The 26763-nt window shown below is 47.0% G+C and carries 8 protein-coding genes and 1 pseudogene; 7 read left to right on the top strand and 2 right to left on the bottom strand.

Annotated elements, in window-relative coordinates:
* Nucleotides 1–281: 281 nt before the first annotated feature.
* On the bottom strand, nt 282–710 hold the full coding sequence (locus ABN764_RS14920) for a VOC family protein (RefSeq protein ID WP_065293717.1): 429 nt from the start codon (nt 708–710) through the stop codon (nt 282–284).
* 385 nt (nt 711–1095) lie between these two features.
* On the opposite strand from ABN764_RS14920, the gene ABN764_RS14915 reads away from it, so the two are divergent.
* The gene (locus ABN764_RS14915; protein ID WP_446672351.1) at nt 1096–1566 is read left to right on the top strand and encodes an SRPBCC family protein; all 471 of its coding nucleotides are present in this window, start codon (nt 1096–1098) and stop codon (nt 1564–1566) included.
* Between the two features lie 183 nt (nt 1567–1749).
* Nucleotides 1750–1944 (top strand): annotated as a pseudogene (locus ABN764_RS14910) (DUF7002 family protein); the annotation flags it as partial.
* Here ABN764_RS14910 and ABN764_RS14905 read toward each other — a convergent pair.
* Complete coding sequence (locus tag ABN764_RS14905) at nt 1889–2122, bottom strand: hypothetical protein (RefSeq protein ID WP_446672350.1); 234 nt, start codon at nt 2120–2122, stop codon at nt 1889–1891. The pseudogene ABN764_RS14910 and the gene ABN764_RS14905 sit on opposite strands and share 56 nt — an antisense overlap.
* Nucleotides 2123–2453: 331 nt before the next feature.
* Between ABN764_RS14905 and ABN764_RS14900 the strand changes: the two genes are divergently transcribed.
* The 5 genes from ABN764_RS14900 to ABN764_RS14880 all read left to right on the top strand — a co-directional run bounded on the left by ABN764_RS14900 (nt 2454) and on the right by ABN764_RS14880 (nt 26754).
* Nucleotides 2454–3068, top strand: a complete 615-nt coding sequence (locus ABN764_RS14900; protein ID WP_446672349.1) for a class I SAM-dependent methyltransferase — start codon at nt 2454–2456, stop codon at nt 3066–3068.
* Between the two features lie 345 nt (nt 3069–3413).
* On the top strand, nt 3414–4739 hold the full coding sequence (locus ABN764_RS14895; RefSeq protein WP_174808164.1) for an MFS transporter: 1326 nt from the start codon (nt 3414–3416) through the stop codon (nt 4737–4739).
* A gap of 410 nt (nt 4740–5149) precedes the next feature.
* The gene (locus ABN764_RS14890; protein WP_072729889.1) at nt 5150–5626 is read left to right on the top strand and encodes a DUF6790 family protein; all 477 of its coding nucleotides are present in this window, start codon (nt 5150–5152) and stop codon (nt 5624–5626) included.
* Between the two features lie 13 nt (nt 5627–5639).
* The gene (locus ABN764_RS14885) at nt 5640–22250 is read left to right on the top strand and encodes a non-ribosomal peptide synthetase (protein ID WP_446672348.1); all 16611 of its coding nucleotides are present in this window, start codon (nt 5640–5642) and stop codon (nt 22248–22250) included.
* A 121-nt stretch (nt 22251–22371) separates the two neighbouring features.
* On the top strand, nt 22372–26754 hold the full coding sequence (locus tag ABN764_RS14880) for a beta-ketoacyl synthase N-terminal-like domain-containing protein (RefSeq protein ID WP_446672347.1): 4383 nt from the start codon (nt 22372–22374) through the stop codon (nt 26752–26754).
* The last annotated feature ends 9 nt before the right edge of the window (nt 26755–26763 follow it).

Below are 26763 nucleotides of genomic sequence, written 5' to 3'. Positions count from 1 at the left end.
CATGAACAGGTATTCGTGGTCGAATTATAGAAGAAAATGCTGTTGAAATGTTACAGTTGTTGTTTGCTTCTATCATACTTGAAAGTGTGACCAACGTGTGAACGAAATATTTTAATTAGATTGCGCATGCCATTATAAAAATTAATTAAACCGCATTAACTTTCAGGTTGTACTTTGGAACCGGATAAGGTCATTATGGTTCATAGATAAGGAAGAAGGATGCAGCCATCCTTCGTAATCGAAGTGGCGTACATCCTTTTATAATGTAGTGTTGGTTGTATTTAACTTGAAAAGTCGCCATTATCGTGATTGATTTGCCATTGAATACCGAATTTATCCGTCAAATTACCGTAGGCTTTGCTCCAAAACGTTTCTTGGAGCTCCATGCCAACTTGTCCACCTTCCTTGAGCTTGTTGAAGATGGATGTCAATTTATCGACATCTGTGTCAACAATAGAAAGAGTGATATTAGTGCCTGCTTGGTATGGCATGCCCGGAAATACGTCAGAAAACATCACGATCGTTCCTTGAATGTTCAGTCTTGCGTGCATGACCAAATGTTTGGCCTCCTCGGGAAGAGGATGCGATGGATCTGGCGGTGTGTCCCCAAATGTCATAATATGAGGCTTGTCTAGCCCGAACACTTCGGCGTAGTACTCGACTACCTCACGGCAGTTGCCGTTGAAGTTGAGATATGGATGGATGGACATGGTTGGCTTCACTCCTTAGCAGTTGTTGGTTCTGAAGACTAACGGTACCTTTACATATTAGCATTATTGTCGTTTCACGATTCATTATACATGGGAGTGAAATTCAATAATATTAAATTTTATCTATATTTTTTACTGTCCATAGAGTTATAGAGTAGGCATGTTATTGCAGGAGATTGTTTGCAAGAGAAAGAGAAAGAAAAAAATGTGGATGATCCCGGAGGATTTGAGTGGCGGCTGAGTGTGAACAATCGAATGTTGACTGGTATAGGGTTGGATCGGATCGCGCTAAGATGAAGTACTGGAAGGGTTCTATGAGGGATGAAATGGGGAAGATATATGAAGCGGGTATCTAACACGGGAATAAGAAAGGATGGATTCCACAATGACAGAACCGATTGCAATCCCTGATCTTTCATTAAGACCTTATCAGCTCACAGTGGAACGAGAAATGGAGACTCCTCCAGCCGTTCTATATAAAGCATGGACACGATGTTTCGATCGCTGGTTCGCGGAACCGGGAACCGTATTGATGAAGGGTGAGGTGAATACGGTTTTTTATTTTGAAACGGTATACCGACCTGATACGAAGCATGAGACTCAGCGGCATCCGCATTACGGGAGATTTCTTCGTCTCGAACAGGATAGGCTAGTTGAACTGGCTTGGGTGACGGGGAGTGGGGGGACAAAGGGAGCTGAGACTGTCGTTACCGTAACATTGCTTCCCTCTGCAGAAGGAACGAAGCTCCGCCTAACGCATGCTGGATTTCCAGATGAAGCATCCAAGAATCAGCATGAGCAAGCATGGCCAATGGTACTGGAACAGCTTGATAACCGGATGAAGAACATGGAATGAAAGAGTTGAAAGTCATATAGAGATCGCTACATTCCAGAGGTTGGATCGATTCTCCATCGGCGGAAGAACGTCGAACAGAATTCATGGATGTCGGTCGCGATGGATATACCATGACGATCAATTCTCATATGGGAATTTTGGAGAGTCTGGATCCAGCCTATAATTTGAAGACAGCAATTCAGAGCATGTTGGGATCAGCATGTATTCTTTTGGCCAACGGCGAGAGATTGCTTAAAGATGCTGGATACATACACAAGCCGTGAGCCTTCTGAGGCATTTGCTGTCTTACAATGTGAAGCGTATTCTTTACGACCTAACAAGCTTAAGAATGAGGAGATTTACCCAACTTCCATTTTAAATAAATTTGTGCCATGCTGAACAGTGCATTTTGGGTAATTAGCAGGTAAAAAGCAAAACCGATCACAGAACCCGTTACTGCAAAATCATATATCATACGAATAAACAAAATCAATACAGAATAGATCAAGGCAATCTTGATTGCCCGCAAACTAATGCTGAATTCCATTTCATCCATCGGACGAAAAAAGTTATTCATCCTTGTAAACCTCCTTATGTCAAAAGAATTTTACATCGATAGTGTATATGTTAAACGTAAACATGTAAAGAGTTTTTTACATCTAGAGGCACTTGGAGCTGTGCTTGCATCGCAGGCCGCTTTCTTGCGAATGTAAAAGCGCTATAAGATTGACATGATCTGGATTGCATACTAGTATGAAGAAAGACTACTATTAATACTTCCCTGCATATCTACGACTATCAAACTCAACAAGACATACTCTCCATTTATTTGCTTTTCTTATCGAACAACACCTATGATGCGACGTAAAAGTTAACAATCAACTATCTGACGCGTGGGAGGAAACAACATGGAAAAAGTAACAATTCCGGATTTCTTAGAAAGCAATCAGCAGCAATGGGACGAGGAATACAAGTCGAACGCGTGGGATTATTTGTCGGATATTACGGAATATGCTCGATATTCGGTGGTGTATGGTTACATTCGGAAATTTATTGGAACAGAAGGGATTCTGGATATGGGCTGCGGGACAGGCATCTTGTTCGATATGCTTCTCGACAGCGAGAAACAAGGGTATACAGGGATTGATCTGTCACAAGAAGCCATTAACGTCGCATCGGCCAAATCCTCATTGAATCAGTTCCACTGTGGTGACATTAATCATTATGTACCTGCAAAGAAATATGATGTGATCGTATTTAATGAATCGCTGCATTATGTGCCCAATACGCCGCAGAAGCTGCTGGACTACTCGAATTATCTAACCCCACATGGTGTCATTATCTCATCTCTGTATTCACATAAAAACAAAGAAGATCTCGCCTATATGATGATCGAGAATAAAGTAACGGAAATGGATCGATGCAAGGATTTTGAGGTGATGGACAAGGTCAGTGTGTTCAATCATCATGCAGAGTTGAAATGGTATGTCCATTTGTTAAAGCGGAAACTTACAGATTCATAAACAAGGAACTAAGGAAAATCGTATATAGATATATATAATGGAGGAACCGTTTTTGGTCCATAATCTGGGCTGCCGCAAACGGTTCTTTTTATTGGGTGATGAAAGAGTGATTTTGTCGTTATTTCTCCTTATTTGTCGGCACCATTTGTCGATGGGGGAATTGTGGATCACCTTTACATAGCACAGCAATTTACGTCTTGACAACAGGCTTGGATAAGGATAAAAATGTTAGTATTAGTTAATGCTGTTACTCGATCGGAAGTAGATAATAGAAGGAGGGTTTTTGGTTAATTTTATATTGCTTGTACAATTTCATAGCAACCAATTGAGGAAAAGGGGTAGAACATGGATACGCTTCAACAGAAACTATTTTCCAAGTTCCTTCTAGTCTGGTTCGGCCAGCTCATATCGAATATTGGCAGCGGTCTGACTGCCTTTACGCTCGGCATTCTAGTATTACAGCAAACACAAAGCCCGACCAGCTATGCCATGGTCATATTTTGTTCGTTTATGCCATCTCTGTTGCTAAAGCCGGTCGGGGGTGTCCTCGCCGATCGCTTCGATCGCAGATTGATGATGATCTTAGGTGATGCAGGCTCTGCCTTTGGTCTCATATTCATTTTGGCCTTCGTGCTGATGGGCAGCTTGGAGGTATGGCACATATACGTAGGGGCATCCATTAGTTCGATATTCGGTGCCTTGCATAATCCCGCCTACAAAGCTTCTGTTACCGACTTCGTCAGTGAAGAAAAATACACCCAAGCAAGCGGCTTGATGCAGCTTGCCTCCACTTCTCAGTTTCTAGTCTCCCCAGTTCTAGCTGGTATCTTGATTACGATTATGGACATCAAATACATATTAGTCATTGATATTTTGTCATTTATCATCGCGGCGCTATTGGTTGTATGGGTTAGAAGCAATCGGGTAGTTGCCGAGCAAGCTGAGCTCCAGAATCATCATGTTGAAGAGCAGGTCAAGCTAAGTTTTTGGCATGAGCTGAAAGAAGGAATGCGGACAATCAACGCCAATAAAGGGATTGTCGTACTCATTACACTTACTTCTGTATTGTGCTTCTATATTGGATTTTTGCAGACCTTGCTTGCTCCGATGATGTTGAACTTTACAGATCCGAAAACGTACGGAATCTCTCTATCCGTCTGTGCGTCGGGCTTGCTAGTCAGCAGTTTACTGATTAGTATTTTTGGAGGAATTAAGAAGCATGTCGCTACAATGACGGTATGTCTTGTCTTTGTTGGGCTCTTCTATTCGCTTATCGGCGTTTCGACGAATGTATATGTGATTGTCGTATCAGGATTTCTCTTTTTCTTTGCTCTAGCATTTGTGCAGACGAGCTTGGAAGTATTGATTCGGCAAAATATTGACAATACCGTGCAAGGGCGGGTATGGTCCCTCATATCGGTGGCTACGCAGCTCGGATATCCGATTGCCTATGTTCTTTCTGGTGTATTGGCCGAGCATGTATTCAATCCGCTATTGGTGGAGGGCGGTTTGCTCGCTACATCAGTTGGCAGCATTATTGGCATTGGGCCGGGTCGTGGCATTGGCTTTATGTTTATTGTGTTTGGAATTCTCATCGCATTCTTATCGTTTGTTACAGGTCGAACCAAAGTGATTAAAGAATTGGAAAGCAATGCAGTGGACGAGAAATAAAAAAGAGATGAATAACATTAATACAATATAATGACAACAAAATATAAGCGCTCTTTCTTTATCCAAACACGGCTGTGATTTATCGTGCTTCGATAGGCAAGAAGGAGTGTTTTTTTTATGTTCTTCGTAGGGAAATACACGTGTAAATCGCACTATATCAAGGATTAGGGAGATAAGGTCAGCATTAATAGACCGAATTGAGGAACAACTCTGGTTCGTCAAAATGATCAGAATTAGAGAGAAGTCAATAGATAGAAAAGAAACAAAATTTCAGGAATATTGGATTAAATCCATTTGGGATAATTGATGACAGATATTGTTTAGTATAAAAATAATATTATTGACAGAATTAACCTTTCAACTTTATTATCTTTGGTAACAAATCTATCAATTGAGAGGAGCTTGTAACGATGTGGTTTCTGTTGTTATGGGGATTGGGAATTGTCTCAGCGGTAGTACAGCTTTGGATTAATGGTTTTTCAGCAAATACGAGCGAAATTGCGAATGTGCTGTTGCTGCATCAGTTTGTTGTGACATTTGGCTTAGTGGGTGTCATAGGATTTATTTACAACATTGCGATTGCTGACAGAACTGCATCTCAATTGGGCTGGCCAGGCGGGCCGTTTCAAGTCAAGTACGGATTTTCCCAAGTTGGTCTTGGGGTGATGGGAATTATGGCAATTTGGTTTCACGGAAACTTCTGGGTAGGCGTACTTGTCACAATGTACATATACGGGTTAAGCGGGTTGTGGTCTCATACATATGTCATGATTAAGAACAAGAAAGCAGATGCAGACAGTATTGGAAATCTGATCATGGATGTCGTGTACCAAACGTTCATTACGGTTCTGTCGATCATGGCCGGCGGAATCTGGGTCTTCAACTAAGGAGGTCTAGCTTATGGTAACGCGCAGACTAGAATTAACAGAAGTCCAGAAGGGAATATTCTTCGATTGCCAAATTGACGACCCGCTCTCTTATAACATCACAGCTTCCATCATGCTCGAGGGAGTGGACGAAGTTCGGTTCGAGCAAGCTCTGAGTCTAGTCATTGAGGAGCAGGAAGCCTTGCGATGCAGTCTTGATGTCAGTAATGAAATGCCTCTTCTCGTTGTCCACGACCGAATCAATGTTCAACTAACAAAGTTAGATTTCTCTGCAGAACCTGAACTTCAGGAAGAACGGGTAAAGCTTCAGGTTGAGCAAGAGTTAAACCGAGTATTTGACCTCACAGCAGCTCCTCTATTTCACACAAGCTTGATTAAGCTATCTGACAAGAAGCATATTTTTCTCATCAGCATTCATCACATCATTTCCGACGGATTATCACTCGAAATATGGAAGCAAAAGCTCTTGGAATACGATCATAAGCTCGCACGAAAAGAGCCAATTGAAATAAAGCCGAATACGGGATTTACCGACTTCATGAGCCAAGAAAATACAAAACTTGCTCAGGGAAGGTACGACAAAGAAAGAGAATATTGGGCGAATAAGATGATAGGTGCAGAGCCTCTTGCCTTGCCGAATGACTTTATTCGACATCAAGTTCATGGCATCGGCAAGGAAAAACGAATCGAGATCTCATCTAATCTATTGCAACAGATTCATAAACAGGCGAGGGAACAGGAAGTTACGACCTTTATGTTTGTCTTGGCCGCATTCGGTGTACTGTTGAATCGTTATACGCAGCAAGAGGATGTTGTGTTCTCCTCTCCATTTTCATATCGTCCCGATATGGATTTCGAGGAATCGATAGGCTGCTTTGTGTATATGCTGCCAATGCGTCTGCTGCTGAAGGATGAACAGAACTTCTCCGAAGCACTGCAGCAAGTGTCGAGAGAGCTTATCGAAGTCTACAAGCATATCGGTTATCCGAACAATCTGATTATGCGAGATAATCAATTGCTCCCATTGCCGGGAACTCCATCTATCTTCGATGTTAGCTTCGTATATGATATCGTAGAAGACAGCGATCAGTACGCACTTAAGGCAGAAATCCTCGATCAAGATCGCGTAACATTTCCCGGCAGCCTAATGGTTATCCTGCAACATGCCCCTCACAAAGATTTGATTAAACTTCAATACAAGCCAGAACTTTTTGCAGATGAAACGATTGATTTATTAGGTCTTCGCTTCATGAAACTGCTGGAACTGGTAAGCGGACAGGCAGACATCAAGATCGGAGAAGCGGAGTTGCTGTTGGATCAAGAACGAAGCCGCATCCTGCAACAATTTAATCAAACTTCCTATTTTACATACGAACCTCGTACCATCATTGAACGATTCCACTCTAAGGTCGCTAAGCATCCGGAACGAAAGGCATTGATCGACCAAGACCAAGTTGAGACATATGCTAGTGTTCATGCAAAAGCTAATCAATTGGCTCGCAATATCCTTCATAAAACGCAAGGAACTCCATCCTGTATCGGCATTCAGCTGGAACGATCAGCTAACTTAGTCATTAGTTTATTAGCGGTTCTTAAGGCGGGATGTGCATACGTGCCTCTAGATCCAACGTATCCGTCAGCTAGAAAACAATTTATTTTCGAAGATGCGAATTTGTCTTATCTTATCACTACGTCAGATCTCCCATTCGAGGAAGAATGGAAAGTAGACATCATCGATGTGGGTGATCCGAACATATACAGTGGGGATGACTCGATTCCCGAAGTACAGCTGGATCCATACAGTTTGGCCTACATTATGTACACTTCGGGTTCGACCGGCAAGCCGAAGGGCGTCATGGTCGAGAATCATAGTGTCGTGAATACATTGCTCGATCTGGAAAGACGTTTTCCGGTGGAAGAACATGATCTGTACCTACTCAAAACACCGCATACGTTCGATGTTTCCGGAACGGAATTGTTTGGCTGGTTTATGGGAGAAGGCAGCTTGCTCGTATTGGAGCCAGACGGAGAGAAAAACCCGCAATTCATTTTGGAGGAGATACACAAGCATAAGGTTACTCATATCAATTTTGTCCCTACGATGTTCCGTGCCTTTTTGGAACTGCTGGATAATGCGGACAATCTGTCAAAGCTAGCCTCCTTGAAGTGGATATGTATTGGAGGGGAGGCCGTAACGCCGGATATTTTGCATAAATTCAATTCGCTGCATACGGATATTAAGCTTGAAAATGTATATGGTCCAACGGAATGCACGATATGGGCTTCCCATTATTCGATTAGGGGCGACGATACAACACGCTCGATTCCAATTGGTGAGCCGCTCAATGAGACGCGCTGGTACATCGTAGGCAAGCAAGATCAATTACAGCCGATTGGGATAGCAGGTGAATTATGTCTTAGCGGTGTCGGGTTGGCAAGGGGATATTTGAATCGGGATGAGCTGACGAAGGAGAAGTTTGTCGCGAATCCGTTCTATCAAGGAGGGATCGACCCGGATTACTTCCGCAATATGTACCGCACGGGGGATTTGGCCCGCTGGCTTCCAAGCGGAACGATTGAGTTTCTCGGACGAATTGACTTTCAGGAAAAGGTGCGCGGCGTCCGGCTCGAGACGGGAGAAATCGAGAATGTGCTGTCGCAGATGGAAGGAATTACGCAGGCTATCGTTGTTGTGAAGAAGGAGACGGGCAAGTCGGCTGCGTTGTGCGCCTATTATCTCTCTGATGAAGACATTCCTGTGGCTCAATTGAAGGAGCACTTATCCAAGGAATTGCCAGCGTACATGATTCCTTCCTTCTTTGTACATAAAAGAGAGCTTCCTCTCAATACGAGCGGGAAGGTGAATCGGAATGCGCTGATCGCGGACAAAGACTATTTAGACGCAGCTTCATCAAGCGACACAGCACCGAATACCGATTTAGAGGTTCTTATTGCCTCTGTGTGGCAAGAGGTACTTGGAATTACCCATGTCGGTGTGGATGATAGTTTTTTTGAAATCGGCGGTCACTCAATAGCCTTGATCCAAATGCACAACAAGCTGAAAAAAGCATTGACGCAGGATTTCCCAATCACGCTGCTGTTCCAATATCCAACTGTACGATTGCTGGCTGATCATTTCAATCAAGCTGAGGAAGAGACGATTACCGATCGGACATCATTTTTCCAACGGGACAGAAAAGTCGTACGATCGGATATCGCGATCATCGGCATGTCCATTCACGCGCCCGGTGCTTCCAATATTCATGATTTCTGGAATAACCTAAAAGGCGGCGTAGAGAGCATCCATTTCTATAAGGATGAAGAATTGCTCGAATTAGGCATTCAGCCCAGCCTGCTGAAATCGCCGAATTATGTGAAGGCAAAAGGACGCATCGATGGCATTGATGAGTTCGATGCAAGCTTCTTCGAATATACACCAGGTGAAGTGCAGATGATGTCGCCACAGCTTCGTCTTCTCTATCAAGGGACATGGGAAGCATTAGAGGATGCCGGATATTATCCCGGATCTGACACCTCGAAGATTGGGTTGTTTCTCGGCGGGTCTGATGATTTTGAATGGTATCAGAAGGTTCTGTTCGGCGAAAGTGGATTTAGTGACAAGTATCAAGCTTTTACACTGAGCACGAATCACTTCTTGGCGACTCGGATCGCTTATAAGCTGGATATTAAAGGGCCAGTTTATTCAGCGCTTACAGGCTGCTCGACAACGCTGGTTACCCCTCACTTATCGTGTCAGTCATTAATTCTTGGCGAATGCGATATTGCTGTGGCTGGTGGGATCACGATCGAACTGCCGAATGAGGGGGGCTATTATTACGAGGAAGGCATGATGTTTTCTCCGGATGGACACTGCCGGCCATTTGACGCCAAGGCGAAGGGAACCATGTTCTCGAACGGTATGGGATTAGTCGTGCTGAAGAGATTGGACGATGCCATTGAGGATGGCGATCATATCTATGCTGTCATTAAAGGTTCCGCGATTAATAATGATGGAAGACAGAAGATTGGTTTTGTGGCGCCAAGTGTGGAAGGACAAGCTGAGGTTATCCAGGAGGCGTATCGTGTTGCAGGCATTGATCCAGAAACGATAACCTATGTTGAGGCTCATGGAACAGGCACTGCGCTCGGCGATCCGATTGAGGTGGAATCTTTAACGAAGGCGTTCGCATCTGAAAAGAAGCAATTTTGTACGTTAGGCTCGGTGAAAGGCAACGTAGGGCATACCGATACAGCTGCTGGAGTGGTCGGCTTGGCGAAGGTCGCACTTAGCTTGAAGCACAAATATATCCCGCCAACGGTTAACTATACGGAACCGAATCCCAAAATTGATTTTGCGAGTACGCCATTTACTGTGCAGGCACAAGGAATGGAGTGGATGACCATCGGTACAGGCAGCAAGCGCCGAGCAGGCATCAACTCGTTCGGGGTTGGCGGTACGAACGCCCATATGGTATTGGAGGAAGCTCCGAGCATGATGGACAGCAGCGATCCGGAGCAGGTGAATTTGCTTGTGTTCTCCGCCAAGAGCAAGGAGGCACTTGTCAACACCTCGTACAATATCGTACAGCACTTGATAGACAACCCAAGCATTAACGTTACCGATGCGGCATGGACATTACAGATAGGAAGGAAGCCATTTGCCTGCCGTAAGGCGCTCGTCGTGAATAACCGCTACGCCGATGATCCACAGCTTCTGCTGAAACAGCTGCAAGACGCTGCTGTTCATGAGGTGCAGCCAGCCAAGCGGCAGGTATACTTCCTGTTTCCAGGACAAGGGAGCCAGTACCAAGGAATGGGTCGTTCCTTGTACCGTTCCGCTGAACAAAGCGCAGTATCCCGCATATTCAAGCGGCATATGAATCATGTGCTGTCATGCCTGACTGAAGACGAACGGCTGATGTTCGAGGATATGATATACGGCGATGGCGATAGCTCACGAATCAATCAGACGGAGAACAGTCAATTTTCACTGTTTGCCACAAGCTACTCATTGGCGCTTACGATGCTGGAGCTTGGCGTGAAGCCGGCAGGAATGATTGGACACAGCATTGGAGAACTTGCCGCGGCAACGGTCGCAGGTGTATTCGAACTGAAGGATGCGGTGGAAATTGTTCGCTTGCGCGGACGTCTGATGCAGCAGCAGGAGCCAGGAGTAATGCTTGCCGTTATGGCGGCAGCAAGCATGGTAGAGCCGGAACTGATTCCGAATGTGTGGATTGCGCTGGAAAATACGACAAATAGCTGCGTCCTTGGCGGACGGGAAGAAGCGATTGCACATTTCGAGGCGAAGTGCGAGAAACTCGGCTGGAAGGCAGTTCGGGTAAAAACATCCCATGCCTTCCATACGCCGATGATGGAGGAGGCTGCTCGAGAATTTGAGAAACGGCTCTCCGCCTATCGGTTCAACGAGCCTCGTATTCCGATCGTCTCGAATGTGACCGGAGAATGGGTGTCGCCGAGCGAAATGAATCGGCCGTCCTACTGGGCAGCGCATATTTTGCGACCAGTGAACTTCGCCAAATGCCTGACACAAATCTTAAAGTCGGAGCACGATGTATTCATCGAAGTCGGGGCGGGTCGTACCTTAAGTACATTTGCGAGACAACATGAATCCAAGGCTGCCGGTCAACATTTCGTGAACTTAATACGCCATCCGCAAGAGGCGCTGGATGATGTGGAATATATTCATCATAAGCTAGGACTCCTATGGGGAGCAGGTGTCGATCTCGATTGGAAAGCCATGCGAGGCAATACTGTTCGCAAGCGTGTGTCGCTACCAACCTATGTGTTTGACAAAGGACATTTCCCAATAGGTATTGCACATAGCGCTCCACAAGCATCATTGCCACGATCAAATGCTGCTGTGCATCAAACGCCCTATTCTCAGCATTCGCAGAATCATGTGGATCGTCTCACAGTGGCAGCGACACTTCGTAACCAGAGTGAACTAGAGCAGGCGGTATTGGATGCATATAAATCTGTATTCGGTTTCGACACGATTGCAAGCGATCAAGACTTCTTCTCGCTCGGCGGCGACTCCTTAAAGGCGGTTAGCTTGGCTCATGCGATTCAGCAGCATGCAGGTATCAAGGTGGAGATTGTTGATTTATTCACCTATTCATCGCCGAGCGCGTTGGTCGCTCATTTGCATGAGAATTCAGCAAGCACTTATCAGCAAGTGCAAATCACACCTGCGGCACAAAGAGATTACTATCCATTGTCATCTGCTCAAAATCGGATGTATGCCCTGCATCTGCTTGATCCTAGCAGCGTTGCATATAACCTTCCATCAGCTACGAAGATTAGAGGGCTGTTGGACAGAACCCGAGTAGAACAGACACTGGAAAAGCTCATGTTGCGCCACGAATCTTTGCGAACTTCTTTTGACATTATCGGCGATCAAGCCGGTCAAATTATTCATGATTCCGTAGAAATTCCATTTACGTATCGGGAAATAGACCGCTTCAATGACGAGGATATCATGCCATTGATTCGTTCGTTTATTAAGCCATTCTCTTTAGAAAGTGCACCATTGTTCCGAGTCGAACTCATCCGTACAGGCTCGGACGAGCAGCTATTGTTGTTCGACATGCACCACAGCATTGCGGATGGCACATCCATGGAGATTATTACGAGGGACTTCAATGCGTTGTATTTCAGGGAGCTGACGCAGCCGGTTCTTCAGTACAAAGATTATGCAGTCTGGCAAGCGGAGCAGCAGTCTGCTGGACAAGAAATCCACGATCAGCGGGCATACTGGCTCCAGCAGCTTGGCGGCGAACTGCCTGTACTGGAATTGCCGACAGATTATGAACGACCGCCTGTCAAGGACTTCCATGGCGACCGGATTTATTTCCACATTGAAGAAGATTGCGCGGCGAAGCTCATTCAACTGGCTCAAGAAACGGGAACGACGCTGTATATGATGATGTTGAGTGCATGGTATGTCCTGCTAGCCCGTTATTCTGGTCAGGAGGATATTATCGTCGGTACGCCTGTAGCGGGAAGAACGCAGGAAGAGACGAAAGATACCGTCGGCATGTTTGTGAATATGCTTGCGATGCGGAACCGTCCGTTGAGCCAGAAGTCGTTTGCTGAGTTTCTGCATGAAGTGAAGGAGAACGCACTGAAGGCATTTTCGAACCAAGACTGCCAATTTGACGAACTCGTTGACCGTCTGCACTTGCAACGAGAATTCAACCGCAATCCACTGTTTGATGTCTGCTTCGACTTTCAAAATATGGAGTTCCATGATCTTGAAATCGATGGCATCTCGTTTGCACCATATGCCTTCCCGACAACGACGTCCGCTTATGATCTGGTACTAACCTGTCAGGAAAACAAAAAAGAGAAGACGGTAGAAGGTTTCCTAGAATATGCGACGGGATTGTTCCGCAAGGAAACCGTGCAGCGAATGATCGGACACTTTCAGGCCATTTTGCAGCGCATCACAACGGATATTAATACCAGTCTGGGGCAGATCGAATTCTTGACGCCAGAAGAAAAGTTATGGATTGTGACCGAAGTGAATCATACGGCGCTGCCATATGACGAGAACCTAGTAATTGTAGAGCTGTTCGAACAGCATGCACGAACACAACCAGACAAACCGGCGCTTATCGTATCCGATGGACGACAGCTTACGTACCGCGAAGTGAATGAACAAGCCAATGTGATCGCGCACCACTTGATTGAGCAAGGTGTTACCGCTGATACGCTGGTTGGCGTGATGCCAAGACGGGATGAGTACTTAATCGTGTCACTGCTGGCGGTGCTGAAGGCAGGCGGAGCATATGTTCCGATCGATCCAGCATTCCCGAAGGAACGAATCACGTACATGCTCACAGAGAGCAATGTGAATATTCTATTATGTCCACAAGAGTATCAAGCGGGTATTGAGTTTGCAGGGGAAATGGTAGATTGCAGAGAGATCGTTAGCTCTATCAGAAATCACAATACAGATGACTGCAGCAATCCCGTATCACGAACTCATCAAAACAACTTAGCTTGTGTCATCTTTACGTCAGGTTCAACGGGCAAGCCGAAAGGAGTCATGATCAATCAAGGCTCCATCCTCAATTTCATTCAAGATATTCAACAGAGAGGTGTGTTCCAGCACGAAGAGGATCGTGTCATTTGTGTAACGACGTTATCCTTTGATATTTTTGCATTCGAGTCGATTGTTCCACTGTGCACGGGCCATTCCGTATATATTGCCAATGAGAATGAGCAGCTGGATCCGATGCTGGCGAATGAGAAAATTGTTCAGCACAAGGTTACGCATTTGTTAAGCACGGTTTCGCGAATTAAGGCGTTTGTTGAGAATCCAGATTTTGCACCTGCGCTGAAGCAGCTTACCTCTATTTTGAGCGGAGGAGAGCATTATCCTGACGCCTTGTTGAAAGACTTGCAAACTCGTTCCGAAGCAAGATTATTCAATATGTACGGCCCGACAGAAACAACGATCTGGTCGGTTGTGAAGGAGTTGACGGCTTCCAAGTCGGTTACGATTGGACAGCCGATTGCGAACACACAAGCGTATATCATCAGCGATTCTGGATTGCTGCAGCCGGTAGGGGTATACGGCGAATTATGCTTGGCGGGACATGGACTTGCACGCGGATATTTGAACAATCCGGAGGAAACGAAGTGGAAGTTTTTCGAAACGGAACAGCTTCCGGGCTGCCGCCTCTATCGCACAGGGGATCGTGGACGATTGCTTGCCAATGGCGAAATCGAACTGATGGGGCGGTTGGATTCGCAGATCAAAGTACGCGGATATCGGGTGGAGCTTGATGAGATCGAGAAGGTTGTTCAGAAGCATGAACATATTAGACAGGCTGTAGCTGCTGCTTACGACGATAAGCGCGGGAACAAACAGCTTGGATTATATTGCACGGTTAAAAAAGAAGCGGATGTTGACGGAGAAGCGCATATATGGCTCAAGCCGTGGTTGCGAAAGAAGCTGCCTCATTATATGATTCCTGGCTTTATCCGTCAGCTGGAGGAGCTGCCGACGCTTCCAAATGGAAAAATTGACAAAAAAGCACTGCCGCTCCCACAAGAGTCATCGGAAATGACGGGACAAACGAAATTGCCTTCAACAGGATTGGAGAAGGCGATATTGGATATTTGGAAGGATGTGCTCGGAACCGATCGCATTAGCGTGCGGGATAATTTCTTCGACGTTGGCGGGAACTCATTGGGACTAATCCTGATCAATAATCGGATCAATTCTCTTTTCGGGCGTTCCATTCCGTTAATGCAGCTGTTCCAATATCCAACGATTGAATCATTAGTCAAGAGTATCGGAATTCCTTCAGAATTGCAGGACATTGATCTTGCAATGCCAGTTGCTCCAGTTGCTGCTGAAAGTCATGCGACAGCAGATATCGCAGTGATAGGGATGGCGGGACGATTCCCAGGAGCGCCTACGATTGATGCATTTTGGGATAATATCGTATCTGGCGTAGAGTCAGTTGTGGAGTTCTCAGACGAAGAACTGCTGCAAGCTGGTGTGGATGCTGACTTGCTGTCTCATCCGAAATATGTGAAAGCAAAAGGTTACCTTGATGGTATCGAGTATTTCGACTCCGCATTTTTCGATTATCCCTATCAGGAAGCCAACATGATGGATCCGCAAATTCGGCTGCTTCATGAATGCGTATGGGAAGTGCTGGAGAATGGGGGATACAATCCTTCTGCATACAAGGGGTTAATTGGCCTGTTTGCCGGAAGTGGCTCCAATCTTCCTTGGATGATTCAATTCTTAGGTCATCAACAAGATCTGCTTCGTGCATTCGAAGCGATTACCTTGAATGAAAAAGATTTTCTGACGACCCGTGTGTCATACAAGCTCAATTTGAAAGGGCCTAGCTTCAATGTGCAAACCGCTTGCTCAACTTCATTAGTAGCGATTCATCAAGCGGTACAGTCACTGCAGCGTGGAGAGTCGAATATGGCGATTGCCGGTGGAGTGTCCATTTCCTATCCGCGGAAGGAAGGCTACTTATGGCATGAAGGCATGATCTTCTCCCAAGACGGGCACTGCAAGCCATTCGCGGAGGATTCATCGGGAACCGTATCTGGCAATGGATGCGGTGTTGTACTCCTCAAGCCGCTAGCCGCAGCCCTTAGAGATGGCGATCATATCTACGGTGTCATTAAGGGATCGGCAATGAATAATGATGGTCTTGAGAAAATTGGGTACACAGCTCCAAGTGTGAGCGGTCAAGCCCAGGTCATTCAAACTGCCCTTAGACAGGCTGGCGTATCGGCTGAGGATATCCACTATGTTGAGGCACACGGGACAGGAACGAAATTGGGAGACCCGATCGAGATCGAAGCCCTGAAGCAAGCATGGGATACGAAGAAGACAGGCTATTGCGCCATCGGTTCTGTAAAGGCGAATATCGGGCATCTCGATTCTGCGGCAGGGGTGGCAGGCTTCATCAAGACCGTTCTGTCCCTGTACCATCGAACGATTCCGCCTTTACTTCATTTTACGAAGCCGAATCCTGCAATTGATTTCGCGAACAGTCCATTTTATGTGAATACACAGGCTGAATATCGGACGGATCGGAGTCAAATCTTGCGGGCTGGTGTAAGCTCCTTCGGTATCGGTGGAACGAATGTGCACGTCGTGCTGGAGCAGCCGCCTGAAATAAGCCGATTCCGGCCATCGGAACCTGTCAATTTGCTCTTGTTCTCAGCTAGGAGTCAATCGGCATTGACCCATACGAGTGAGGCTGTGTTGGAGTACTTGCACAGCCATCCAGAAGTCCATATCTCGGATGCCGCTTGGACATTGCAAATGGGGCGCAAGCCGTTCGAATACCGCAAGGCGCTCCTCTTAGATGGAGGTTTACCCTATGAGACGAAGGAAATACAGCAATTCCTTCAACAATCTGGATTGCGTATTCAGGACGGCAGACCGACCGCTCACTTTTATATTGCTGCGGAAGCGGGGGCTTATCGCGATTTAGGCCGAGATTGGTATACATCAACGACGCAAAATCTACATCCGCTAGCGGCAACATTCAACCGCCATGTGGAACATGTGATTGCATGCACGGAACTCGATAAGAGGGATGACTTCCATCAGCTGCAAGATGACCCTGCATTGGAATGGTTTACTGTAAGTTACGGGATAGCAATGAGTTTGATCGATGTTGGTGTCCTGCCAGATGGACTATTCGGTCAAGGCATTGGTGAGGTGTGTGCCTTAACGGTTGCGGGTGTGTTGGCCTTGGAGCACGCGGTTGAATGGGTACAAACAAGCGGGAAATGGCTGCAAGGTTTGGAAGAAGGGGCGCTAGAGGCTGTAGTGAATGGTGCCGGGACAGAGGCGGTTAGAAAGCAACTATTGCATTATCCACTCCGTCCATCCCGAATTCCACTCATTGTTGTAAGCCATAATAGCAGCACTATTGAAGAAATCAGTGTAAGTGTCGTTGAGATCGGCTGCGAATGTTCGGATTACGCGTCTGCCACATCCCAACATTCACATCGAACGGAGGCGCAGGATTCGCCGCCGGTTCATGTGCTGCCAGCTGGCGGGCATGGAGCGTCTAGCTGGATAGAATTCCAATACTTGCTTGCCCAGCTGTGGTGTGAAGGCTTCGAGATCGATTGGTCGATGCTGCATCCGGAGAGCAGAAGACAGCGTATCCCGCTGCCAACCTATGTGTTCGATGCGACGTATCATGAGCATGATGTGATTCTTAATGCATTTGAGCTGAAGCGTAAGGAAGAAGGTTCGTGTGCCCATGCCCTGTCGCAAGCTCAGCAGATCGAGACTGGACAGTCATCCAGTATTAGGAGTCGGGATACCATCGGTGAGCAACTAGCAGAATTATGGCAGGGGCTTCTCGGCTGCGGCGAGGTAAAGGCTGAGGATGATTTCTTCGTCATAGGCGGTCATTCGTTGAAGGCCATTTCCTTGTCCGCCAACATACAACAAGTATTTAAACTGGATATGTCATTGACGGAAATATTCGATAATGCCGTATTTGACCAGATGGTGGATTGGATATGGACAAACCGCGCTGACGAGCAGGAATTCATGGCGATTCAGCCTGTTGCGAACAAGCCTTATTATGAAGTCTCATCTGCGCAGAAGCGCATGTATGCCGTACATGAGCTGGTTGGCGATGCGGTTCCTTACAATTTGGCCTCCGTATATGAGGTGGAAGGGCAGCTTGACAAGGCAAGATGCAAGTCAATCATTGATGAAATTGTGCAAAGACATGAATCGCTGCGCACTCGGTTCCAGCTCGTAAATGGAGAAGTAGTCCAAATCATTGAGGACGAGGTGCCTTCCGTTGTTGAATTCAACACTACAACTGAGGAAGGCGTGGAAGCTGAAATCAAGGCTTTCATCCGGCCGTTTGATTTGGCGCAGGCGTCGCTGCTCCGCGTAAGATGGACGAGCATACACGAGGAGAAGCACATTCTGCTCATCGATATGCACCATATTATATCGGATCAATATTCGATAGCGATTTTACTAGAAGAGATGCAAGCACTGTATGCAGGCAAGTCACTAACGCCATTGCCCCTGCAATATAAGGATTTTGCTGCTTGGCAAAATGAATTCTTCAAGAGCGAAGCATTTGGTACACAGCTTCAATATTGGAAAGAAGAATTTGCAGGCGAGATTCCGACGCTCAATATGATGACAGATTACGTAAGACCGCCTGTGCTTACCTTCTCGGGCGATGAAGTGGAATTCGAATTTGGTGAAGCGCTCAGTGGGCGGCTGGAACAGTTGGCATCTGAGCGAGGCTTGACCCCGTATATGATTCTCATGGCTGTTTTGAAGCTGTCGCTGTGGAAGATTACGGGCCAACAGGATCTTATTGTGGGTACAGGAATTGCAGGTAGACGCCATGCCGATCTCGATCCGATCGTCGGAATGTTCGTCAATACATTGGCAATCCGTTCACAAATTGATGAAAGCCTGAGCGTGGGCGAGTATCTGCAATACATGAAAGAGAAGATGCTGAAGGCCTATGAAAATCAAGATTGCCAGTTCGAGATGCTGCTTGAGGAGCTTCATATCGAGAAGAACATCGCAAGAAATCCGCTGTTTGATGTCGTTATCAATTACATTACGATGGGCACGGAGGAATTGGAGCTAGACGGATTATCACTAACTCCTAGGCCAATGATGAACAAGGATTCGAAGTTCGACCTCACCTGGACAATTGAGAAGCGGAACAATCGCTATGTGGCTTCCTTGGAATACAATACGAGTTTGTTCACCAGACAACGAATCGAATCTTATGGAACGCGATTGCTCCACATGCTTACGCAACTGACTGAAGATACAACTCGTAGGCTGAGTGAGCTTGCGCTTGTAACACCACAGGAGAGAGAGTGGCTGCTGCACGAGTTGAATCCAGCAGTTACGCTGGAAGCAGACCATCCAACGCTTGCACAGTTGTTTGAAGAACAGGTGGAGCTGCATGGGCAGCGCCCTGCAATTGTGTGGAATGATGAAGAACTGACATATGCAGAGTTGAATAGCCGAGCGAACAGGCTCGCCACACGCCTTGCAGACGAGCATGTTCAACAGGGAGATTATATAGCGATATTGCTTGATCGCGGGCCGCTGCAGATTGTGAGCATTCTAGCTATTTTGAAGCTGGGCTGCGCCTATGTGCCGATCGACCCAGATTATCCGCAGTCTCGGATCGCCTTCATGCTGGAGGATAGCGGTGCTTCTCTCATCCTCACAGATTCAGTGCTGCAATCCATCCTTGACGAGTCACTCCCTCGACTGTTGCTGGATCGTGAGGAAGGTCGGACAGCAGAAGATGACGATGGATCTCACGACTCAGCATCATGGACAACCAATATCGGTTCCAATATCGGAGATGCAGACGATACAGCATATATCATGTACACGTCAGGTTCGACAGGAACACCGAAGGGAGTACTTGTTAGTCACCGCAATGTAGCCCGTGTTGTGAAGAACGCGAATTACGTGACGATACTGCACAGTGACAGAATGCTTCAATTGTCCAATTACGCATTTGACGGTTCGGTATTCGATATTTTTGGAGCGATTCTGAATGGTGCTTGTTTAGTCATCATCTCGAAGGACTCGGCAATCGAAATTGCGCAGTTGGCCAAGTTCATTGAGCAGGAGCGAATCACGGCCTTCTTCATCACGTCAGCATTGTTCAATATGCTGGTGGATTGGGATGTAACCGCACTGAAGCATGTCCGGAAATTGCTGATTGGCGGGGAAGCCATTTCGATACCGCATGCACGCAAAGCGGTAGAGTACCTAGGGCCGGATACATTGATCAATGGGTACGGGCCAACGGAGACGACGGTATTTGCTGCCTACTATCCAATCGGACATACGGATGAGCACGTGCACAGCATTCCAGTCGGATATCCGCTCTCCCAGACCAAGCTGTACATCTTGGATCAGCAAGGGCAATTAGTGCCTCCATATGTACCTGGCGAGCTGTATATCGGCGGAGCGGGCGTAAGCAAAGGATACTTAAACCGGGATGAACTAACCGCACAGCGATTCGTGAACGATCCATTCGACAATACGGGGAAGTTATACCGGACTGGGGACTTGGTATGGAGGCTTCCTACAGGGGAGATTGGCTTCATTGGTCGACTTGATTTCCAAGTCAAAATCAGAGGTTTTCGGATTGAGCTTGGAGAGGTCGAAAATCATATTCAGCACGTCAGCGGCGTGAAGGAGGCAGTTGTATTAGCGAGAACAGATCGAACCGGCAGCATGTACATGGTTGCTTATTATACCGTTGAGCAGGCAGAGCGTGCGGATGGACAGAGATGGAACCAAGAGCAGATGAAAGCACTGCTGCGTGAACAGCTTCCAGCCTATATGATTCCTGCTCGTCTGATCAAGCTTGAACGAATGCCTCTCAATATAAATGGAAAGATCGATCGTCATGCCCTGACAAACATCAGCGAGAATGAGCAGGGTCAGTCGACATATGCGGCTCCGAGAACCGAGGTCGAACGGACGATTCTGCGCTGCATGCAAGAGGTGCTGGATCAGGAGCGAATCGGTATTACAGATGATTTCTTCGAGCATGGAGGGCATTCCATTAAGGCTATCGCACTTGTTCAGGCGCTGCTGCAAGCCGGGCTTCAATTGAAGGTGAATGAGATCTTCATGTATCCGACAGTTGAGCAGTTGGCTGCACTTCCTGGACTGAGCGGCTCTCGTTCGTCCTCACTTCTCCATAAGCACGAGGGCCCATGGAGAGAGGGAGCGGTGGCGGCGGCCAAGCTTTCTGAGCAGCAGATCCAGTTGCTTGTGCAGCATGTACGTGCCTCATGCTCTCTCATTTCCACGATGGTGGCTTCAGCGGATCGAGTTGGCCGTTTCCCATTGTCGCCTGTCCAACTCGCACACGGAGCATTCGGGGCTCAAGTCAGCGGATTTATAACTCCTATTCACAATGTGGACGAGAGGTTCCTTCGCAACTTGCTAGTCACGATTATTCAGCGCAATCAGCTGCTTCATAGCGTAATGGAAGGGGAGGATGAGCCTGCTTGGAATGAGTATGATAGTACCGCTCTCTCTGCATTCATCGCTCAGCACATTCCGTATATCGATCTGCGGACGTATCACGAGACGACAAAACAACGTCTTGTGGACGGCTTGACTGGCGTTATTTTGTCAGAACCCTATATAGCGGGCCATTTGCCTTGGAGATTGTGCTGTCTGCGTGTATCAGATGATACCCATCAGATTCTATGGGGATTCGACCATATTGCCTTTGATGGGATGAGTGCAGAAGTTGTGCGTCGTCAATTTGAACAGGGGATAGCGGGCAGGGACGACGAGCCTATTCAGCCGTATGCAGATTATGTAAAACTGCTGTCCAAGGGGCCAGTAGGTATCACGGAACAGGATATCATCGAATACCATGAGCTGCGAGTATGGAAAGAGCAGAACAGCTCCATCATGGACAGTCTGCTCCACGTTCCGAACCGAGAGGTTACGGAGCTTGAGCTGTCCATCCCGATTGCATTGACGAACATAGCAGACCCATGGCAGTATTCGTTTGACTTGGTTGGCGCCTTACTGCGTTCCTATACAGGAATAACCGACGTTCCGCTCGCGATGATCCATTATGGAAGAAGCTATCAGAATCAGGATTTCTACAACAGCGTAGGAGAATTTCTAGATATTATCCCCGTGCTGTTGCACGAAGGCCAACCGGCAGCTAGGTTACAAGATGTGATGCAGCATTGCAGACGACATTCGATTAACTTCTTGTCACTGCTGTACCATAAGCAGCTATCAGGGGAATATATCGAACTTGCGAGTCTGCTGGATGCATCTTATCGCAGCGGCGGGCAGCCACAAGCTCTTGTACTCTATAATTTCCAAGGCTATGCATCACAAGAGGAGATTGATGCTTTCCGGAACTCATCCAGTGAACAGGAAGCCAGTGCTCCAGCTCAGCTATCCATTTCCGTCAACTACGATAAAGAACAACTGCGTATTCACTTGGAAAGCCCGCTAGGTCTCAACGCAGACGTTATCCAAGCATTTATTCGTTCATATCTCCATGGTCAATACACCCTCGTGCACTAACTTGGCTTCTGAATTCAATCAACGGCAACTCTTCTTGGTGACAGCTTGCTGAATGCTGTACATCATACATCCTGTTCAGCAAGCCACTACTTTTTTCGTCATCCATATAAGGAGGTTCAACATGTCTAAGAAGGCGATTCAACATGGCAAATCTCTTACACTTCCAGCAGAGTATCATAATTTAGCCGAAATGATTCAGTATGTCGCAAATCAATATCCGCAGAAGGGCCTCACCTTCGTAGACGCTTCTGGAAATGAGGAATTTCTCCGTTATCCGGAACTCGTGAAGAATGCCCGGCAATGCTTGAGCATGCTGTACCGAAAAGGGATACGGCCAGGCGAAGTAATCATTTTGGAAATTGATCAGTCTAAAGACTTCTACTGTACATTCTGGGCCTGTATATTGGGCGGCATTGTTGCAGCCCCGGTCAGTCAGCCTACCTCGTGGAAGCCGCTGTCTGCCGGATTGCTTAAGCTGACGAGAATTTGGGAAGTGCTTCAAAAGCCAATCATTATTATGGAGGAGCATAATCGCAAGTATTATGAATCGCTTCAACAGAGTTCCCACTATGAGGGAATCCACTTTATCTCCACGCAGGAACTAGAAACCGAAGGCGATGGGGAGCCATATGATGCACAGCCGGATGAGCTTGCGTTCCTCCAATTTTCTTCGGGCAGTACAGGTATTCCGAAGGGAGTGAAGCTGAGCAGCCGCAACATTTTGATTAATGCGCTCGCCATGGCAGAACGATTCGAGACGAAAGAGTCGGATACCGTATTTACGTGGCTGCCACATACGCATGATATGGGCCTGTTCGTTCAGCATATTACTCCTATTGTGAGCGGAAGCAATATTGTCATTTTCTCACCGTATACGTTTGTCCGATCACCCTACCTGTTCTTGCGCAAAATGTCTGAGCATCGGGCTACCTGGTTCGGTTCAACAAACTTCGGATTTGATTGGATGGTACAGAAGGTTGCAGACGAGAAGCTTGCCTCACTTGATTTGTCTTCTTTACGGTTTGTACTGAATGGAGCTGAGCCCATATCAATCCATGTGGTAAACAGCTTTGCTAAGAAATTTGAACCATGTGGGTACAAGCCTGAAATGATGCTGCCTGCTTACGGCATGGCAGAAGCAACAGTTGGCGTCAGCATTTCGCGAATGGATGAAGTTCCGAAGGTAGAATACATATCCCGATCTAAATTAATACATGCACAGCTTGCTGTTCCTGTTCAGGAAACCGATGAACGAGATCGCCTTCCGTTCGTTCATGAGGGCACTCCGCTTCCTGAGATCAGTATCCGAATTGCGGATGAGCACGGGAATACAGTGGACGAGTATGTTGTAGGAGAAATTCAGATTCAAGGTGGTTCTGTCACCTCCGGTTATTACAATCGTGACGACTTAACCGAGAGTTTGTTCGTTGACGGATGGCTGCATACCGGCGATTTGGGCTTCATAGCGGAAGGCTCGCTTGTGGTAAGCGGGAGAATGAAGGACATTATTTTCATCCGCGGGCAAAATTACTTCGCACATGATTTGGAGGAAGTGCTGTATGAGCAAGCTGCTATTCCGCGCGGCAACATCGCGTTCGTAGGTTTGTTTAACGGCGCTACACAGCAGGAAGAACTGCTTGCCTTCGTGAAGCACAAATCGGGTGTAGAGAAGCTGCTCGATCTTCGCCACCAAATCATCACTCATATGCGAGAATCTCTCGGCATTGAGGTTACTCTTGTTATTCCGGTTCGCACGATTCCGAAGACAACGAGCGGCAAACTCCAACGCTTCGAGCTGCGCAAAAACTATGAAGCTGGGGAGTATGACGAGGCGCTTCAAGAAATTCATGCGGGGTTAGAACTGCGTCGTATTCAGGAGCGGGTTATTCACTCTCCTCAAAATGAACTTGAATCCTTCCTTCGCCGGAGCTGGGCAGAAGTACTGGGCATCCCGGAAACACGTATATCTACAGATGATTCTTTCCTGGCATTGGGCGGAAGCTCGATTCAACGTTTTCAGTTCTTAGACCGCATGGAGAAGCACTTTGGCAGAGAAATTGGATTTGAACTATTTGTCATCTGTAAGACCATTAAGCAAATGGCAGATTATTTGCAAACGATGCCTCAAGCACGTGAGATTCCTGCATCGGCATGGGATGCTGACAACAAATTAGACTTGCATAATGCTGTTGCCATTACTGGAATTGCGCTGCGTGTGCCGGGCGCAAGTACGCCTCAGCAATACTGGGAGAATCTATGCGCGAAGAAAGACAGCGTTGCCAAGGTAAGTGAGAAGCGCAGGCAATTGGCGGGAAAACCAGAGTGGGATGACTGGCTTGGTGAAATTGCGAATATCGACTGTTTTGACAATGACTTTTTCGAGATTTCCGATGAGGAAGCTGCATTCATGGATCCGCAGCAGCGGCTGATGCTGGAGATTGCCTATGAGGCACTTGAAGATGCCGGTGCGCTGCCGGGGCTGGATGAGAAACGCAACATCGGCGTATATACCGGCATTAACATCAATACGTACTACCAGCTTGTTATGAATTATATGGACAAGCATGGTGTTGATCGTATCCATCCAAATACGATGGTAGGGAATATGCACAATATGGTATCGGCTCTGATTGCACATAAGCTCAACTTTACAGGGCCGGCGCTTGTAATCGATACGGCATGTTCATCCTTCCTGGTGGCGCTTCATCAAGCAGTTGCAGCGATTAGACAGAACAGCATATCAGGAGCGATCGTTGGTGCCGCTAATCTACTGGCTACGCCAATCGTTCATCAATTGTCGCGAAAGGCGGGAATCGTCTCCTCCACTCGTTGTACGAAGACGTTCGATATTGAAGCTGATGGTTCCGTGTTAGGTGAAGGGGTAGTAGTTGTGTACTTGGAGCCTCTTACCCAAGCAGTTCAGGACAACAAGCAGATATATGGCATTATCCGCGGGAGCGCCGTCAATAACGATGGATATTCGCTTGGCATCATGGCGCCAAATCCGGGCGGGCAATATCAAGTTCTGTCTGAGGCGTATATTGATGCGAATCTGTCACCGGGTGAAGTTGGCTATGTGGAAGCACACGGTTCAGGCACGAGAATCGGCGATCCGATTGAAGTGAACGCGCTAACTAAGCTCTTTACTGAAGGAAAGAGACGAACTGATGGCAAGATCGGATTGGGCTCTGTCAAGACCAATATCGGACATTTGCTGCCTGCTGCAGGCGGGGCCGGACTTGTGAAAGTGCTGTTGTCCCTCTATCACAAAAAGCTGGTTCCAAGTCTGCATATGGGCACACGCAATCCAGCTCTTGAAATGGAGAAATCACCGTTCTTCATTGTACAGGATGTTGAAGAATGGTCAGTTGATGAGAATAACACCCGTAAGGCAGGGATAAGCTCGTTCGGATTAGGGGGAACGAATGTGCATGTGGTGCTCGAAGAATGGAATGGGGGAGAGGCACTCTCCACTGCGAGCGAAGCTACCAAGGCAGCCGTGACATCCAAGACATCCGAAACGTCCGAAGCATCTGAGGGATCTGAGGTGACTGCAGCATCCGCAGCAACCACAAGATCCGCAGTTCGTCCGCGTAAACATCTGCTCACCCTGTCAGCTAAATCGGAGCAAGCTCTGGAGCGGGTTATTCGTCAGACACAGGAATTGCTGGAACTAGATCCTTCTATAAATATCAATCATCTATGCTTTACACGGAATCGTTATCGCAAGCATTACAGCTATCGGGCTGCCTGCATTCTTTCTAATTCTGATTCATTGAAGGCAGAGGTAGAGGTATTGCAAACGGCAAATAGAGGTCGTTTTTTGAAAAACCGCGCCGCAAAAGTAGCGTTAGTTATCGGTGATATTGCCAGCCAACCGCTGGCTGATAATCTCTTAACTCGAGATGCTGCCTTTGAACAATTCACAATCGACCATTTGGATGTACTCGAATGTGGTGCGAGCCAATATGGGGTTTCTGAGCCGGAAATGAAGGAGCGCGTACAGTTATCGGTTTTCTTTTATTGGTACTCGCTTGTACAGCGAATTCTGCAAAGCGGAGTTTCAATAACCGAAGTAAGAGGACTTGGTTCTGGCCAGATCCTTGCTGATCTGCTGCAAGAACGAATGGATATCAAAACAGCCTTAGACACATTCATGAGCGAATCGAAGAGCATTCGTGAAGAAGGCGAGGATAAGAAGTGCAGTGCTCATGAAGATGCGGGTCTGCTGCAATCGAGAGCGGATATCCTGCTCGGCGTGTGCATGACTAAGGAAGAAGCAGACAAGGTGCTGTCGCATAAGCAGAACAGCAAAGCTGAGCACATTCTGATCGAGTCGAGCGCCTCTGATTCGCTTGAAGATACAGTGCTTCATACTGTGGGGCAACTGTACGTATCAGGTGCTGATATAGACTGGTCGTCATTGCATCCCGACGGATCTGGCATGCTCGTTCCTTTGCCAGCATATCCGTTCGAGCAGACTCCCCATTGGATTCAAGAATAGTCGAGAGGA

This window comes from Paenibacillus wuxiensis (genome assembly GCF_040195695.1).
GTDB classification, from domain to species: domain Bacteria; phylum Bacillota; class Bacilli; order Paenibacillales; family Paenibacillaceae; genus Paenibacillus_B; species Paenibacillus_B suaedae.
The sequence above is the reverse complement of the archived record's forward strand: the minus strand, read 5'-3'. Positions and strand labels throughout refer to the sequence as shown.

Coding starts and splice junctions, on each gene's coding strand:
- ABN764_RS14920 (WP_065293717.1), bottom strand. CDS start 710: ATGTCCATCCATCCATATCTCAACTTCAACGGCAACTGCCGTGAGGTA.
- ABN764_RS14915 (WP_446672351.1), top strand. CDS start 1,096: ATGACAGAACCGATTGCAATCCCTGATCTTTCATTAAGACCTTATCAG.
- ABN764_RS14905 (WP_446672350.1), bottom strand. CDS start 2,122: ATGAATAACTTTTTTCGTCCGATGGATGAAATGGAATTCAGCATTAGT.
- ABN764_RS14900 (WP_446672349.1), top strand. CDS start 2,454: ATGGAAAAAGTAACAATTCCGGATTTCTTAGAAAGCAATCAGCAGCAA.
- ABN764_RS14895 (WP_174808164.1), top strand. CDS start 3,414: ATGGATACGCTTCAACAGAAACTATTTTCCAAGTTCCTTCTAGTCTGG.
- ABN764_RS14890 (WP_072729889.1), top strand. CDS start 5,150: ATGTGGTTTCTGTTGTTATGGGGATTGGGAATTGTCTCAGCGGTAGTA.
- ABN764_RS14885 (WP_446672348.1), top strand. CDS start 5,640: ATGGTAACGCGCAGACTAGAATTAACAGAAGTCCAGAAGGGAATATTC.
- ABN764_RS14880 (WP_446672347.1), top strand. CDS start 22,372: ATGTCTAAGAAGGCGATTCAACATGGCAAATCTCTTACACTTCCAGCA.